Genomic DNA, 15,151 nt, shown 5'->3' with positions numbered 1-15,151 from the left:
GGTCAGCCGTGTCCGCCGTGCCCGCCATGCCCGGGGTCGTCCGCCGGAGGCTGGGTTTGGCCGGGAGCCGAAGAAGTGGCGGGGGTACCCGTGGTGGCGACGGTGAACTCCGCGGTGCGGACCTTCCCCTGGTGCTGGAAGTCCAGGAACAGTCGGTAAGTGCCACCCGACGGGACTTCGGCGAAGAAGGTGATGGCGGGTCCGGGTTCGGTTCGGCCATCGCCTGGCTCACCGTCCGGGTGGACGTGCAGGTAGGCGAGGTCGCCACCGCGCAGGGCCACCAAATGCCCGTAGGCTCCCAGGTAGGGCTGCAGGTCGGTCACGTCGTGGCCGTCCTTGGTCACCGTCAAGGTCACCTTCGACGACCGGCCCGGCGTCAGGTCACCGTCGAGGTGGACCTGGTAGCCATCGACGTTCGCGACCCGCGACGGCTGGTACTGGGCAGGCCGGAAATCCCCGGCCGCGGCGACGTCGACGCCCAGCGTGGTGGCCGTACCGCCCGACGGTTTGAAGTCGGCGAAGACGCGGTAGGAACCCGCCTCCGGCAACGCGAGCGGCACCGTCCACGTGCCGTCCGCCCCCAGTTCGGGATGCACGTGCTGGAAGCCAGCCGTGTCGCGGCGGACGACGATGAGATGCATCCGCTTCTCGTGTTCGACGTCGTAGGCGGTGATCGGCGCGCCGTCAGGGCCGAGAATGCGGAACGAGAAAGGGTGGGTCGTGCCCGCGGTGAGCGTCGTGGTGGTGGGCGTGAGGGTGTAGCCGCCCCTGGACGACGCGAGCCCGCCGGGCTCATCGGTCCGCGCCGCCTCCGCGACAGTGCCGCTGTGAGCGTCCCCGTGCCCGGCGTCCTCGCCGCCAGGCAGGCCGGCGGCGCCGGCGAAGGGACCGACAGCGCTACCGGCGACCCAGGCGCCACCGGCGACCAGGGCAAGCGCCACACCGTAGGCGGAGAGCTTCGCTGTTGTGTTCATCGTGAAGTCCTTAGTGCGGACCATGGGCCCGCTGTCATGGAGCCGTCCCGCGAATCAGGCGGTCAGCTCGTATCCGGCCTCTTCGACGGCCGCACGCACTTCGGCGACCTCGGGTTCCTGGGAGCTGATGACGGTCACGGCACCGGTCGGCAGGTCGACACGGACGTCCGTGACGCCGCTGATCTTCCCGACCTCCTCGGTGACCGAGCTGACGCAGTGGCCGCAGGTCATGCCGGTGACGGTGTAGGTGGTCTCGCTCATCGTGGTTCTCCTCCGGTTTTGTTCGGGTGACTCAGGAACGGACGAGGCGGGCGATGACGTCGCTCGCCTCCTTGATCTTCTCGTCGGCTTCGGCGCCGCCCTTGGCGATGGCGTCGGACACGCAGTGCTTGAGGTGTTCGTCCATCAGCCCGAGCGAAACCGATTGCAGCGCCTTGGTGGCGGCGGAGACCTGGGTGAGGATGTCGATGCAGTACTCGTCCTCGTCGACCATCCGCTGCAGGCCCCGGATCTGCCCTTCGATCCGCCGCAACCTGGTCAGGTATTCCTCTTTGCCTTGCGCGTATCCGTGCATCTTCGACCTCCTGAAACCGACCCTACATACCCTAGGGGGGTAGGGCAATGGGCATACCCCCGTGACGTATGCCACGTCACCTAGGGAACAAGGCGAGGGTGCTCAAATTCCCGCACTTAGAGGACTAAATGCGGTGGCTCATCGCTTCGGCCACTCCGCGGAGGAGACGACCTCGAATCCCCGGCTGGGGAAGACGGCGTCCATGAAGAAGTCGTGCATCGCCGGATCGCCGTCGGCGCAACAATCACGGAACACGGTCACGTGGTAGCCCCGGTCCGCCGCGTCGTAACACGTCGCGGCCACCATCGCGCTCGTCGCGACCCCGGCGATCGCGACGGTGTCGACGCCGCCCGCCCTGAGCACCAAGTCGAGATCCGTACCGGCGAAAGCACTGGCACGGCGTTTCAGCACGACGACGTCCTCGTCGGCGACCGGCAAGGCGAGCTCGGTGCCGGCCGACCCCTCATGGAAGGTGTCCCCGGCTTCGAAGAACGACCTGACCAGCGCGTTGCCCGGCGGCAGGTCGGCACCGTTCCCTCGCAGCGCGAAGTGCACGAACACGACCTGAACCCCGGCCGCGCGGGCACGCGGAAGCAGTTCGGTGACCTGCGGCAAAACCTGTCCGGCGAACGGGTAATCGTCCGTGATGCCTCGCTGGAGGTCACCGACGATCAGCGCGGTGGTCATGACGGGCTTCCCTCCAGCAGACGGCCGCACCTGAGGTGCGTCAGACAACGAAGACGCAGAACGGGTGCCCCGCCGGATCCGCGTACACGCGTAGCGGTTCGCCGGGGTCGTCGCTGCGGTCGAGCAACAGCCTGCCACCGAGCTCGAGAACGCGGTCGTGCTGCTCGTCGAGTTCCTCGACGGAGTCCACGGTCAGGTCGAGGTGCAACTGCTGGGGCACCGGGACGGCGTCCGGCCAGCTCGCTTCGGGAAGCCGATCGACCTGCTGGAAGGCGAGTTGTACGCCGTCCACCGGATTTCTCAAGACGAGCCAGTCTTTGTCACGCTCGGCTCCGGGCGCCGGCTGTTCGTCGCCGGGACGGTAGTCCCACACCAGTAGCCGCCGGTAGAACTCGGCAAGGGCACGGACGTCGGTGCCGTCCAGCACCACCTGACGAAACGTCGGGCCCTTCTTCGGCTCGACCACGCGGCTCACCTCCGGCGCTCTACCCATCCCTCAGTACCTGCAGTGAACCTCAGATCGCCGCCGCACGCTGATCGAGAACGGCGAGAACCTGTTCGCACCAACGAATATTCTCCTGTTCGAACGCGATCCCGCGCGCGAGCGTCAGGTAGGGGCCGACACGGGGCGCGGTGGCGAGAAAGTCCGGCTCGGTGGCGTCACCGAGGAGGCGCTCCCGGAGACGTTCGAACCGTTTGAGTTTCGTTTCGGCCGTGGCCATCCTGTCCACGACGGCGCGCCGGATCGCCTCGGCGTCGCCCGCTTCGACGGCCTGGATCTGCACGAGCAGTTCGTCGCGGATCGCGGTCGGTTTCGGTGCTCGCGTGGTGAAGTCGGCGAGTTCGGCCGCCCCGGCGTCGGTCAGGGAGAAGAGCCGTTTGTTCGGACGGCGCAGCTGTTCGACGACGCGTGCCGTCACCAGGCCCTGTGACTCCATCTTGTCCAATTCCCGGTAGAGCTGCTGTGGTGTCGCTGTCCAGAAGTTGGCGACCGACGCGTTGAAACTCTTCGCCAGGTCGTAGCCGGAGGACTCACTCTCCAGCAGCATCGCGAGGATCGCGTTCCGCAGCGCCATGAGGTGATGCTAGTCAGCTGATGGATTAGTCGCAAAGTTGATTAGTCACTTCGATGGACACTCGCGCGGCGATCGCCTACGCTCGCGGCATCTACTCAACAAGTTGACTATGAGGAGATCGTGATGCCCACGTTCCGTCAGGCCGTCGAGGCGAAAGACGCCGCCGCGATCGAGGCGATGCTCGCCGACGACGTGGTCTTCACCAGCCCTGTGGCGTTCAAGCCGTATCAGGGCAAGGCGATCACCGCGGCGATCCTGCGCGGGGTCCTGCGCGTGTTCGAGGACTTCCGCTATGTCCGCGAGATCCAGGACGGCGCGCACCACGTCTACGAGTTCGAAGCGATGGTCGACGGGCTGCGGATCAACGGCTGCGACCTCCTGACCTTCGACTCCGAAGGCAAGATCGCCGACTTCAAGGTCATGGTCCGGCCGCTGCGCGCGGCGGAGGCGCTCGCGGCGCGCATGGGCGCCCAGTTCGAAGCCATCAAGGCCGACGCGCTGGGCTGAATCCTGCCGACGTCACCGATTTCGGCAATTGGACAAAGGTCTTTGCGGAACGCGCAAAGCGTGGGCATAGTGCCGGTATGAGCGATGACGTCGATGCGGTGCTGGCCGCGGTCGGGCCCCGGTTACGCGCGTTGCGCCGTCGTCGCGAGGTCACGCTGACCGCGTTGTCGGAGACCACCGGCATCCCGATCAGCACGCTGTCCCGGCTGGAATCCGGCCAGCGCAAACCGGGCCTGGAACTCCTGCTCCCCCTGGCACGCGCCTTCGGCGTCCCGGTCGACGAGCTGATCGGCGCGCCCGCCGCCTTCGACCCCCGCGTCCATCTGCAGCCGTTCACCAGGAACGGCATGACCGTCGTGCCGTTGACGCGCAATCCAGGCGGGCTGCAGGCGTTCAAGCAGATCCTGCCCGCGGGCCTGACCGACGACCGCGAACCCGACACTCGCTCACACGAGGGCTACCACTGGCTGTACGTCCTGCGCGGGCGTCTGCGCATCGTGCTCGGCGACAAGGACTTCATCCTCACCGCGGGCGAGGTCGCCGAATTCGACACCCATCTCCCCCACTGGTTCGGCAACGCCGACGAGCACTCGGTGGAATTCCTCAGCATCCTGGGCCCGCAGGGCGAGCGCGTCCACATCAAAGGCCCGCTACCGCCCCGGCGAGCCGGATTCCCGGTGACCCCGCCGCCCGATTGGGCCGATCGGGGCAGAACCGTCACCCGTCCTGGTCAGTGTGCCGGGCGCGGGTTTCAGCGCGAGCGGGAGTGCGCGATCCTCGATCGGTGACGACCAACGAGAACATCGGCGACGCGCGCTGGCGCGCCTCCCTGTGGCGCGAGATGGCGACGATCGAGCGAGCCAAAGGCGCGCTCATGGAACGTCACGAGGTCGACAGCCGCGCCGCCGCGGCACTGCTGGCGTTGTGCGCCGAGCAGCACGGAATCGAGCTATCCGAGGCCGCTCAACGACTGAGCTGAGTTCGACGGCGCACGATCTCCGTGATCCAGACGGGCGCGAACGGGGACGTGCAGTTCGGCGGAGTCGGGTAGTCCTTGAGGACCTCCAGACGCTCACCGATGTCGATCGCCCGGGCACGGTGCTCGGCGTGGTCGATGCCGATCTGCGCCAGACAGTGGTTCATCGCCCACTGCAGACGGTCCGGGGCGGCTTTCATCTCCGCCTCGATGACGTCGAGCAAACGAGGGAGGTCGAGGCCCTCAGGTTTCTTCGCCACGCGTTCGGTGGTCAGCGCCCAGCCCGCACTCGCGACCACCGGATCCGGATCCGCGGACCAGGCCAGGCGCAGCTCTTCGGCATGCGGATTCTTCTTCACCACGTAGTTCACCAGCCAGTCGTGCACCTTCGGGGCCCGCGCCTCCCGCACCATGCGGTCCAGGTCTTCACGTGCGAACGCCTTCGGGCGGCAGATCAAGAGCGCGAGCAGTTTCGCCGCGGTGTCGCCGGTCTCCCAGAGCTCGCGGGAGAGCTCCTGCTGAGTCTTCAACCGTTTGGCGAGCGCGCGCAGCTTGCCGAGGTTCACCCCGTGATCGTCACCGTGCTTCTCGTTGACCTGGCGTGCTCTCGGATCCTCGAGCGCGGCCAGTTCGGCCATCACCTCGGCCACCGTCGTCCCGGCCACGTCAGCCTCCTGTCCGCCTCGGGTGGCGTTCACCCTACGACGCGCTTCCGTGTGGAGGAGCTGTTCGGCTCCTCCACACGGCTGCTCGACCCTTATCCGCGCCGCGCCAGGTCGTCGGCGTGCTCACGCAGGAGCGCGGCGACCCGCGGCCAGCCGACGTTGATCCGCCGGGCCCAGCCGCGATGGCGCTGGGCGAGGTCCGGCGAGTCACCGTCCTGGACGGTCATGCCGATGGCGAAGCCTTCCCGGAGATACCCGCCGTCGGCGACGTCCAGGACGTCCCGGACGGGCTCCGGCGGCCAGCCGCCGTCCGGGCGGGCGAAACCGCTCGCCAGCACGGTGCCGATCGCCCGGTCACCGGACTCGGCCCGGCCACGTTCGGCGAACTCCGCGCGGGCCCGCGAAACCCAGGACTTGAGCGCGGCACTGTCGAGACCGGAACCGGTACCGCCCGGCATGGTGCGCGTCTCGAAGATCGCGAACCACGCGTTGACCAGTTCGACGCGGGGGAAATCGTCGTCGACGGGATGGATCCGGGTGTAGAGATCGACGAACGCGACGGGGTTCTCGGTGAGAATCCGTTGGAGGCTCCGGGGCTTCCGGTGCTGCTTGAGTGCCGCGTGATACCGCAGCTCCAACCGCGCGACCGCGACGTCCGAACCGCCGGCCTCCACCAGGTGGTCCAGCAGCGGCCCCACCCGCGTGACGGCTTTGCGGTCGGGTGGCTCGATACCGTCACCGGACGCCTGGAGAAGCACGTCCTCGACAAGGGACGCGGCCGGAGACAGCGGTTCGGCCGCCCGTATGCCCAGCGCGAGGGCCTTGACCGCGGCCCATGGCCGGCGCCGCGCGAGTTGGGTGACGAAGGACGACTCCTGTCTTTTCGGCAGCGGCCAGGGGCCGACGCGAGCCCAGTATTTCTCGTGAATCGCGTCGTCTGCGGACTCGAGGAGCGCCAGCGCGTGTTCCGTGGGCAGCGCCAGTAGGTAATCGACCAGCCTGTCCTGCCCTTTGAGCTGCGTCGCGACCTCCTGCCACCACTCTTCGCCTCGCGACCGTGCCGTCTCACCCGTCCAGCCGGACGCCCATTCCTCGCGGCCCAGTACCGCGAGCGCGTCGTCCTGGATGTCGTCCCCGGCCACCTCGGCCGCGATGACTCCGACCAGGCGGGGCTGGGCACTCTCGGCGGCGAGAGCACTCAACCCCGCGACACCGTGTTCGCGCAGGACACCGCCGACGGCGTCGCGGCGCAGACGATCGATCTCGGCTTCACGTGCCTCCTGACCGAGGGAGTCACCACCCTCCAGGTACGGATGAGGGCCGAACAGCAGGACATGCCGCCGCGGGTTCACCGCGGGCTCGATCATTTCGGCGCAGGACTCCAGCCACTGCACCAATTCTTCCGACAGCGCCCAGTCGGAACCGGCGTAGTGCCGGTGCTCGGCGGTCAACCTGGTGAGCTGGTTCCACAGGCGGAGGCGTTCGTCAGCCGAGAGCCGGTCGACGTCCAGCCTCGTGAGGTCCTCCACGACGCGGTCCCACCGCGCGGTGCTCAGCTCGGGCCGATGCTCGAAGAACTCACACCACCGACCGGGCTTTTCCTCCAACGCAGCCAACCCCGAGGTGACCAGCTCATCCTGGAACGCCGAAACGTCGGGGACGGAGGCGGGTGGCACCGGCACAGTCCATTCGAGACGGACCGCGGGCCGCCGGGGACTCGCGAGAAGATGTCCTCGCGGACCGCCCAGCAACGCGAGGACCAGCCGCCAGCCGGTTTCCGGGGTTCGGCGGCCGATCGCCTTGACGAGGTCCGTCCGCTGTCCGCCGGGCAGGTCGAGGTACGGGTACCACGGCTGCACGAGAGTGATCAGCGATTCGAGCGGCTGGTCACCCGCGCCTCGGCCCGGACGCGCCAGCTCCGCCAGCAGAGAGACGACCATCGGCAAGGCGTCCTCGGACCAGCAGACCGTTTCCAACGCCGCCGTGAGACCGTCGGACGAGCCGCTCAGCGGAGAGAGGTCGCTGGTCAGCGCGTGATCGACGGCGCCGAGGAACTCATGCGGAGCCGCTTCGGCGAGCAAGGGGAGCACATCGGCGAGCGAGTGCCAGAGCAGGCCGTCCGCGTCGTCGTTGGCCCGGCCGAGCAGTTCCCGGACGAGACGTGCGGCATGATCGGCGCACGAGACGCCGTCAGAAAGCGTGGTCGCCCCCTCGGCCGCCAGCAGCGCCGCGCTCCGCGCCAGCCCGTGCCGCAGCTCCGCCGACCAGGTCCGTCCGGGATCCTGCTCCGCGAGCACCTTGACGGCTTCCTCGTGCCAGCGCCGCAGGTCCTGCGCGCTCAGCCGGCCGCGAAGGAGAATCCAGGCGTCGTAAGGATCCGCCAGCCGCATCCGGTCACCGGACCGGGCGAGCAAGGGGTCGCCGCCTGCCTCGGCCCTGGCGAAGAAGCGCTCCAGCTCGTCGATCTCCCTTCCGGCGATCGCGGCGATCTCGTCCAGGTCGTGCCGCGATCCCGCCGACCACCGGCCGATCAGCAGGAGCGGCGCGGCGAGATCGCGCTCCAAGGGGTTCACCCACCTCGGGAGATCACCGGCGACGCCGAGCCGTCGGCGCAGGCAGCCGATACTCCGGAGGGCCAGATCCGCGTATGTGTTCGCGTCAGCGGGCGGAACACCCGCCGCGGCGAATGCCTCGGCGGCCTTGTCGCGCGGGATCCCGGGCAGTACCAAGAGATCCGCACCGTTCCGATCCGGTGTGCCGCGCACGACGACGACATGACCTTCGCCGGCATCGTCCACCTCGATCGAGGGGTCATCCACCACCACGACGAACGGAGTAGCCAGATTCCGGCAATGACGCCAGCCTTCCTGGCTCGACACCCGGACCGCGCGCACCTCGGGCCGGTGCGCCGCCAAGGCGGTCGCCACGAAGGACGCGGCTTCGGTACGGCTGCCGGCGTACACGGGAAGGATGGACGGCGCGGCGTCCAGCCACGCGCACAACCGGTCCACCTCCCGGTCCCGGCCGAGTACCGGGAGGGTCTCCGGCAGCACGGGACGCGTCTCGTCCCGCCAGGAATCGAGCCACTCCGGCAGCTCTTCGAGGCCGTTGACCACGCCGATCCCCAATTCCGGTTCGATCCGGATCAGTTCGGTGATCAGGCTCGCGATGTCCTGTTCCATCGTGCGGAGACCGAGCCGCCGGTGCCGCAGACGGGACAACCCGGCGAACGCGGAAGGCAGCTCGCTTTCCGCGGGCATGACAGCCTCCCCGATGAGGAGCGGGACGACCTTCTTCCCGTCCCTCAACGCGTCGGTGATCTCCTGCCGGGTCTCGTCGTCGAGGTCGTCGAGCCCCTCGGGGCCGATGGGCACCACCAGAACGGACGCCGAACCGCCCGACCGGAGAATCCGGTCCTTTCCGAATATGTGACTCAAACTCCGGTCGAGACCCCACGTGCGGTCCTGACCGTCACCGTGCTGGACGGCGATGAAGATTCCTGCCATGGTGCGAAATCCTTTCCAGCGAGCGCGGTTGTTGTTGAGGCGTACGAGTCGTGGCTTCACCCGGCGTCGGCGCGAGCGCGGGAGAGCACCTCTTCGATGCGGAGCGGGCTGGCCGGATGGTGAGTGAGGCACAAGGGGGTGGCCACCTGCTGGAAGCCGAACGCCTCCCCCGCCACATAGAACTGAGCGCGTTCCAGCCTCGAGATGTCGTCGACGGGGCTGCCCTTGGCCCTGGCGAGCTCGTTGGCCGCGGCGATCTGGGCGGGGCTGTTGAGCCTGCCGAAGAACTGCGTCATCGCGTTGCCGACGACTTGGTTGTGCAGGCCCTTCGGTGCCTGCGTGGCGAACAGCAGTCCCAGGCCGTATTTCCGGGCCTGTGAGGCGAGGACGATGGTGCTGCGCGTACTGGCCGTGAGCGTGCCCGACGCAGCGAGCATCTGCGCCTCGTCCATGACGAACAACGCGCCGAGCGGCCGGTCACCCGCGGGATTTCTCTTGGCCCAGGCGAAAAGCTCCATCTGAAGCTGGTTGACGAAGTTCTGCCGCTGCTGCTCCGACGGCAGCCCGACGAAACTGACGACCGAAACCCTCGCTCGCTTTCCTTCCCCTGGAGCGAGCAGGACACCCGGGTCGATCGGCTCGCCGCCACCCGCCAGGAGCGGATCATTCACCATGGCCGCCTTCAGCCACTCGGCCAGATCCGCCGCGACCTTCTTCCCGTCGTTCAACGTGCTCACACCTTCAGGCAGGTCTTCGAGCACCCCGATGAGTTCCGGCAGGCTCCGCGACCCGGTACGCGCGTGGTGCACGACCGCCTGCCGCAGCACCGCGAGGCCGACGGTGGTCTTCGCCGTGCTGCCGGTCAGCCGTACCTGCGGAGCGAGCGTGGCCACGGCGACCTCGACGGCCGCGTTGAACTCATCCTCGTCGTCGAGAACACCGGCGAAATCGGGCAGTGGCTGGAAGGCGAGCGGCCTGCCGGTGGCCCGCCCCGGGGTCCACACGACGACGTCGGTCTCGGCCAGGTACCGCTTAGCGAGCTGAGCATCGTCCGGCCCCCACGCCGACGGCTGGTCCGGCCAAGCGTCACCGAGCCGCGCGAGGTCGTTGTTTGGATCCAGCACGATCGACGAGACCCCTTGCAGCGCGCACTCTTCCACGATCCGCCTCAGCAGAACCGTTTTGCCGGAACCCGACCCCGCGAAGATCGCGGCATGTTTGCGCAGCGCCGCCAGTTCGATCCTGACCGGTTTCCCGCTGCCGACCACCGTGCCGATGGTGATCTCCCCTTCGGGGATCGGTGGATGAGCCACGCCAGGCCCGGTGCCGGGAAGGGACTGCGGTTGCGGCTCGGGGAGAACCACCGACAAGAGTTCGGACCGGCCGGCTGGGCGCCGGTCGACGAGCCACTCGTGGAGTTCTCGGCTTCCCTCGGCGAACATCTTGTCGAGCGCCCAGAAGGTGCGGATGTCCGAATCGGACAAGCTGCTCCGCTTTCCACCCGCTTTCTCGAAGGCCTTGATCTCTTGCTGGGTCTTGACGCCCCTCGACCAGGGTGAATTGCGGATCAGGACCAAATGCCGGTTCTCCGCGCCTTTGCGCACCCCCGCCGCGGACCGCGCCTTGCGGAACCGGTGCAGCACGGCGATGGGATGCGGCACGGAAATGGCCCGGAACGCCCAGTGCTCCTCCAGATCGGAGGTCTCGTCAAGGGTCCGGGTGAGCCATGCGTGCAGTTCGTTCCGATCACTGCGCGCGCCGTAGACCCACTCCATGTTGTCGTTTCCGACCTCGGTGATCCACCCCCGAAGGGCGGCGGAAAGGAGGCCGGGCATCACCTTGTCCTCGGTGCTCTGATCGAGCAGCGCCGACGGCTCGGCCGCCGACCGCAGCTCCTCGAAACGCTTGTCGAGTTCGGTGAACCTGTCGGCGGCCACCACCGGACGCGGCGCCGCCGCCGGGCGTACCGCCTGGTCGTCGAATGTGGTCAATTCGGTGACCACGCCAGTGCGCACGCAGGTGTCGATGTGCGCACCGAGCCGCTTCAATACCTCTCGGGGGGTCAGCTCTTCCCAGTCGCCTTCGAAGGCCGAAAGCGACACCGGCCAGGTGGGATGCGGCGGGACGAACTTCATCGCGGAATAAGCCACTCCGAGGCGCTTCTCGACGAGCGCCCTGCCGACCGCGGCATCGGTGACACGGCCGAGGATGAGTGCTTCACGGAAGCGGTCCGGCACGGTGTCGGTGGCCTTGTCCTTGATCAGCTCCCAGGTGCCGGGCAGACAGGCGAGGACCGTCATGGTCCTTCTCGTCACCTCCCGCAACCCCATCAGACCGTCCGCGATTTGGGCAACCAGCAGGTCCTCTTCCTTGCTGGACTTGACTTCCTGGAACGCCACCGCGGATCGGGCAACCAAGGTGTCGAGCTGATCGACGGCGATCACGATCGGGCCGGTGAGCGCGAGCAACTTCGTGATGTTCTTCACCTGGAACAAGGCGGTTTTGGGGTCCGAGCGGATACCCCATTTGCGACGGTCCCCGGACTTCGATTCGGTGAACCCGCCCAAGAAGTCGTCGCCGACGTAGTTCTTGTTCGAATCCTCGCTCGCGTAGAGCACGAGTGCCCGAGCCGTGTCGGCGCATTCACTCGCCACCTGCCGATCGAGGGTCCGCAGACCGTCGACGAAGGCGTCGACGTCACTCCTCGACAGACCTCGTCCGGTGAGGATCTTGTTGGTGACCTCGGCGTCGAGGCTGGCTCGAAGACAGACTCGGCGCAGAAACCCGGTGAGTTGGGGCACACCGGTCTCATCCAGCCGGGAAAGACCCCGGCGTAATGCTTCCGCCGTGTTCTCCCAGAACGCGTCGCCCGCAGTGAGGTCGTTGAGGAAGAAGTAGCCGCGCGCCTGATGGGCCTGCTTGCGGACGAGGCCGAGCAGATGTGTCTTACCCACTCCCTTGTTTCCCTGAAGGACCAGCCCGATCGGGCTCGGGCCGTCGCTGGAGACGGCCTCCCGGACCCCCGCGCTCACCTGTGCCAGGACAGGCGCGTGCAAACCGTCGACGTGGTAGGGCGAATCACGCCAGACATGGTCGGGTGTGTCGGCCCAGTCGAAGCGCAAGGCAGCGAGCGCTGCGAGCTCGTCCATCACGACGCCTCGATCGAGAGCAGATGGTTGTCCTCACCACCGATACGGATGGCCGCGGCGTGGTCCGCGGCGGTGAGCGCCTTGCGATTCGATTCCGGCACCAGATGCACCTGGCCTGAACGGCTGAGCTCCTTCAGCACCGCGTCGACGTCCACAGCGGACGCGCCGCCGAGCATCGGTCGCAGGTCCACCAGCCCGACCCAATCACGAGGCGAACGGGACAGTTTGCGATAGGCGATCCGGATCCGGCTCTCGATCTCGTCGGCGGTCAGTTCGACGTCGGGCATGAAGAGGTCGGCAAGGCGGAGCTTTTCCCGCCGAAGATGTCTGTCGAGGCCACTGAGCAGGACATACAGGGCGCTACCCAGGCTGCTTCTGGGCAAGGGCGCCTCACCGACGCTCAGTTCTTCCTCGCACCAAGCCCAGCCGCGCTCGGTCAACTCGTGAACGAAGGGACGGCCGCGGAGCACACTGCTACGTTCGCTGGCGACCAGTTCCAGCTTGTTGAGCTTGGTGCGGTCCTGCCCGTCGAGCGGGAAACCCACGATCTCCCGGAGTTCCGGGTTGGGTACCTCGCGCGCGATGACCATCAACGCGAGCATCGCCGCGGTCTGCTTCTGTCCCAATCGATCCGTCATCCGTGATCCTTCCGTCTAGTGATCGAGAAATCCGCTGAATCCGTGTCGCGTCGCCCTGGCCTCCGCGATCCGGATCGCCCAGTCGATGACCGCGCGGGTGCCGGGTGGCGCGCCCACGCGATGGTCCGACTCGGTGTCCGTCGACCGGACTCGTATCGCCAGCAGGAGATCCTCGGCGAGTTCTTGAGCGCGTCCGCTCGCGCCCGCGCCGATCACGATCTGCAGCTCGGTGACGATCTCGCCCACCAGGTCCCACATCAGCGGGCGCAGCTTCGCGTCCGCGGTCTTCCTGAGCGCTCCCGCGATGTCGTGCTCTCGTGATTCGACAAGTCCCGTAGTCCCGTTGAGCTGGTCCACCAGGCCCTTGGCTATCTGCATCGCTCCCCGGGTGGGGGTGAGCTGCAGGAATCTCAGATTCCCGACATAACCCGGCAGCGTGTCCGGGTCGGTGTCGGCCGTGAGCACCGGGATGACCCTGCGGTCCTGGCCGAGAGTCCGGTGCAGGAACAGTTCGACCTCGGCGGACTGCCAGCGGCTCACTTCCCGGTCGATGACCAGGCACAGATGCCTCGCGTCGTCCTCGGTCCTCTCGAGTAACGAACGTTCCCCGGACAAGGACAACACGGGCCGGACGTCGAGTTCCTCCAGATGCTTCATCAACTGGTCGGCGAGGTGCCGGGTGGGGCGTGGCGTACTGACCCGGACGTCGTGTTCGAAAGTTCGTTTCTCCGCGCGGACCGCCCCGACGTACGCGTCCCGGTTCTCCGCCAGCAGATCCGTCCGGTCGAAGTCGTGCGCAACGACCGCGGCGACCGTTTCCAGCGCGAAACCGATCTGATCAGCGGTCGGGTTCAGTTCCGTCAGCACCGGGAGCTGCTCGCCGAAGGTCCAGTAGGAGATGTAAGGCAGCGTGAGATGACGCGACATCAGGTCGGGCGAGACCTCGCGGTCGAGCCAGTTTCGGTACAGGTCTTTCGTCTCGTCGAGACAGATGCGCCGCCACTCTTCCGAGCGCGCGTACTCCTCGCGGGCGTCGAATCGGGACAGCACCGGCAGGACAGTCAACTGAGGACGGTCGTAGGGCATGCGGTCACGAGCGACATTGGCGCGTTCGGCGATGTCTACCGCGCCCTTCATACTCTGCACGTTCGCCGTGAACAGGACGACGAGCCGGTCCGGGAGGTGGGCGGTACAGATACCCCCGATGTCGGAGATCCCGGTCCGGCTGTCGATCAGGATGTAGTCGTAGTCGGCCGTCCACTGTTCACGGCATCGTTCGAGATAGTCACCGAAGCCCTGTTCGTAGAGGGATTCCCAGTCAAGACCCTGCACCCGCCCGGCGTAGGCGGCGTCGGCACGGCCCGCGGTGATGACATCGAGCTTCCCGACGCCGGTCAATCGGGTCGTGTGCGCGCCGGGGCGAAGCCTGCCGGCGAGGAAGTCGTCGATCAGATCCACTACGCCGCCCGACGGGGCCGCGCTCATCTTCGGCCGGAAGTAGGCGTCCAGACCGGGTGCTTCGAGGTCCCAGTCCAGGCACAACACCCGATGCCCCCACCGCGCCAGAAGGACGGCGATGTTGGCCAGTGTGAAGCTCCGCCCGACACCGCCCTTGTAGGAGTAGAAGGTGATCACGGTTCCCGGCATGGCTCAGAACCTCGGCAGTTTCGGCGGTTTGGGCTGGTCGGGCGGCGGGGTCTCCACCGGCCATTCCGGACACCACGGAGGCGCCTGCTCGATGATCGACACCAGCTCCTGGACCATCCGCTCCATCTCACGGTTGAAGTCGAGGTACTCGTCGGTGTTCTGATACTGCGGATGCGGCTGATTCCAGCTCCGGAAACTACGCATCCGGCGCTCGTGGGCATAGTTCGGAAAGTTTTCGGAGTCGCTGAAGATCACCGGGTAGATCAGCCTGCCCGCCTTCATCGCGCCATCCCTTGCGACGAATTCCTCTCGTTTCGCCATGGTGTGCCATTCGGCGAGACACCACTCGTCACGGAAATACTTCGGGGAACAAACCGGGATCAGTATCCGAGTGCGTTGCAACGCGTCCCGAACCTCCTGAGGCCATTTCCCCCCGACGGGAACGCTGTCATCCAGAAATATCTTGACGTCATAGTCGACATTGTCGTCCAGAAGTCTCTGCAACCGAGGGTGGAAGTGATTCCGAACCCAGTCCGGGGCGTCACCTCCGCCACGGCGATAGCTGATGAACACGTGGTACTCGTACACGAGCGCCATTGCTCCTTCACACCCCGGCTGCTGGACAGCACTGATCGTAGGGGGCGACGACCCTCTCGAAAAAGGTACAAAAACACGACAAAAACTGGACACGACCACGCCCGCGAGGCTGTCATGGACATTGCCGGGGACGGGAAAGACAGAAAGATGACAAG

General features: G+C 67.0%; 14 protein-coding genes and 1 pseudogene. 3 read left to right on the top strand and 12 right to left on the bottom strand.

Translation table 11 applies throughout. The features are described 5' to 3' along the window. Positions 1-2 precede the first annotated feature (2 nt). The 6 genes from ACZ7KI_RS11930 to ACZ7KI_RS11905 all read right to left on the bottom strand — a co-directional run bounded on the left by ACZ7KI_RS11930 (position 3) and on the right by ACZ7KI_RS11905 (position 3,311). Positions 3-974, bottom strand: coding sequence for a hypothetical protein (locus ACZ7KI_RS11930; protein WP_470273129.1), 972 nt, complete (start codon positions 972-974; stop codon positions 3-5). Positions 975-1,028: 54 nt separating this feature from the next. Then, complete coding sequence (locus tag ACZ7KI_RS11925; protein ID WP_037306153.1) at positions 1,029-1,235, bottom strand: heavy-metal-associated domain-containing protein; 207 nt, start codon at positions 1,233-1,235, stop codon at positions 1,029-1,031. A 31-nt stretch (positions 1,236-1,266) separates the two neighbouring features. Then, positions 1,267-1,548: a metal-sensitive transcriptional regulator gene (locus ACZ7KI_RS11920; protein WP_470273128.1), complete on the bottom strand. Its 282-nt coding sequence runs from the start codon at positions 1,546-1,548 to the stop codon at positions 1,267-1,269. 138 nt (positions 1,549-1,686) lie between these two features. Further along, complete coding sequence (locus ACZ7KI_RS11915; protein WP_470273127.1) at positions 1,687-2,235, bottom strand: cysteine hydrolase family protein; 549 nt, start codon at positions 2,233-2,235, stop codon at positions 1,687-1,689. Positions 2,236-2,275: 40 nt separating this feature from the next. Continuing rightward, positions 2,276-2,701, bottom strand: coding sequence for a VOC family protein (locus ACZ7KI_RS11910; RefSeq protein ID WP_470273126.1), 426 nt, complete (start codon positions 2,699-2,701; stop codon positions 2,276-2,278). Positions 2,702-2,750: 49 nt separating this feature from the next. After that, the gene (locus ACZ7KI_RS11905) at positions 2,751-3,311 is read right to left on the bottom strand and encodes a PadR family transcriptional regulator (protein ID WP_470273125.1); all 561 of its coding nucleotides are present in this window, start codon (positions 3,309-3,311) and stop codon (positions 2,751-2,753) included. Positions 3,312-3,434: 123 nt separating this feature from the next. On the opposite strand from ACZ7KI_RS11905, the gene ACZ7KI_RS11900 reads away from it, so the two are divergent. The 3 genes and pseudogenes from ACZ7KI_RS11900 to ACZ7KI_RS11890 all read left to right on the top strand — a co-directional run bounded on the left by ACZ7KI_RS11900 (position 3,435) and on the right by ACZ7KI_RS11890 (position 4,797). Next, positions 3,435-3,818, top strand: a complete 384-nt coding sequence (locus tag ACZ7KI_RS11900) for a nuclear transport factor 2 family protein (protein WP_465507471.1) — start codon at positions 3,435-3,437, stop codon at positions 3,816-3,818. Between the two features lie 77 nt (positions 3,819-3,895). Next, positions 3,896-4,477 (top strand): annotated as a pseudogene (locus ACZ7KI_RS11895) (helix-turn-helix domain-containing protein); the annotation flags it as partial. 125 nt (positions 4,478-4,602) lie between these two features. Further along, on the top strand, positions 4,603-4,797 hold the full coding sequence (locus tag ACZ7KI_RS11890; protein WP_470273124.1) for an ANTAR domain-containing protein: 195 nt from the start codon (positions 4,603-4,605) through the stop codon (positions 4,795-4,797). Here ACZ7KI_RS11890 and ACZ7KI_RS11885 read toward each other — a convergent pair. The 6 genes from ACZ7KI_RS11885 to ACZ7KI_RS11860 form a co-directional block, all read right to left on the bottom strand. Next, complete coding sequence (locus ACZ7KI_RS11885) at positions 4,782-5,459, bottom strand: DNA alkylation repair protein (protein WP_470273123.1); 678 nt, start codon at positions 5,457-5,459, stop codon at positions 4,782-4,784. The genes ACZ7KI_RS11890 and ACZ7KI_RS11885 overlap by 16 nt on opposite strands. Positions 5,460-5,551: 92 nt before the next feature. Continuing rightward, complete coding sequence (locus ACZ7KI_RS11880; RefSeq protein ID WP_470273122.1) at positions 5,552-8,965, bottom strand: hypothetical protein; 3,414 nt, start codon at positions 8,963-8,965, stop codon at positions 5,552-5,554. Between the two features lie 56 nt (positions 8,966-9,021). Further along, positions 9,022-12,114, bottom strand: a complete 3,093-nt coding sequence (locus ACZ7KI_RS11875) for an ATP-binding protein (RefSeq protein ID WP_470273121.1) — start codon at positions 12,112-12,114, stop codon at positions 9,022-9,024. After that, complete coding sequence (locus tag ACZ7KI_RS11870) at positions 12,114-12,752, bottom strand: hypothetical protein (protein ID WP_470273120.1); 639 nt, start codon at positions 12,750-12,752, stop codon at positions 12,114-12,116. The genes ACZ7KI_RS11875 and ACZ7KI_RS11870 overlap by 1 nt, the downstream gene beginning before the upstream one ends. Positions 12,753-12,767: 15 nt before the next feature. Continuing rightward, the gene (locus ACZ7KI_RS11865) at positions 12,768-14,399 is read right to left on the bottom strand and encodes a tyrosine-protein kinase family protein (protein ID WP_470273119.1); all 1,632 of its coding nucleotides are present in this window, start codon (positions 14,397-14,399) and stop codon (positions 12,768-12,770) included. A 3-nt stretch (positions 14,400-14,402) separates the two neighbouring features. Further along, positions 14,403-14,996, bottom strand: coding sequence for a toll/interleukin-1 receptor domain-containing protein (locus ACZ7KI_RS11860; protein ID WP_470273118.1), 594 nt, complete (start codon positions 14,994-14,996; stop codon positions 14,403-14,405). Positions 14,997-15,151 lie beyond the last annotated feature (155 nt).

This window comes from Amycolatopsis sp. NPDC039088 (assembly GCF_055598845.1).
The sequence above is the reverse complement of the archived record's forward strand: the minus strand, read 5'-3'. Positions and strand labels throughout refer to the sequence as shown.

Coding starts and splice junctions, on each gene's coding strand:
- ACZ7KI_RS11930 (WP_470273129.1), bottom strand. CDS start 974: ATGAACACAACAGCGAAGCTCTCCGCCTACGGTGTGGCGCTTGCCCTG.
- ACZ7KI_RS11925 (WP_037306153.1), bottom strand. CDS start 1,235: ATGAGCGAGACCACCTACACCGTCACCGGCATGACCTGCGGCCACTGC.
- ACZ7KI_RS11920 (WP_470273128.1), bottom strand. CDS start 1,548: ATGCACGGATACGCGCAAGGCAAAGAGGAATACCTGACCAGGTTGCGG.
- ACZ7KI_RS11915 (WP_470273127.1), bottom strand. CDS start 2,235: ATGACCACCGCGCTGATCGTCGGTGACCTCCAGCGAGGCATCACGGAC.
- ACZ7KI_RS11905 (WP_470273125.1), bottom strand. CDS start 3,311: ATGGCGCTGCGGAACGCGATCCTCGCGATGCTGCTGGAGAGTGAGTCC.
- ACZ7KI_RS11900 (WP_465507471.1), top strand. CDS start 3,435: ATGCCCACGTTCCGTCAGGCCGTCGAGGCGAAAGACGCCGCCGCGATC.
- ACZ7KI_RS11880 (WP_470273122.1), bottom strand. CDS start 8,965: ATGGCAGGAATCTTCATCGCCGTCCAGCACGGTGACGGTCAGGACCGC.
- ACZ7KI_RS11875 (WP_470273121.1), bottom strand. CDS start 12,114: ATGGACGAGCTCGCAGCGCTCGCTGCCTTGCGCTTCGACTGGGCCGAC.
- ACZ7KI_RS11870 (WP_470273120.1), bottom strand. CDS start 12,752: ATGACGGATCGATTGGGACAGAAGCAGACCGCGGCGATGCTCGCGTTG.
- ACZ7KI_RS11865 (WP_470273119.1), bottom strand. CDS start 14,399: ATGCCGGGAACCGTGATCACCTTCTACTCCTACAAGGGCGGTGTCGGG.
- ACZ7KI_RS11860 (WP_470273118.1), bottom strand. CDS start 14,996: ATGGCGCTCGTGTACGAGTACCACGTGTTCATCAGCTATCGCCGTGGC.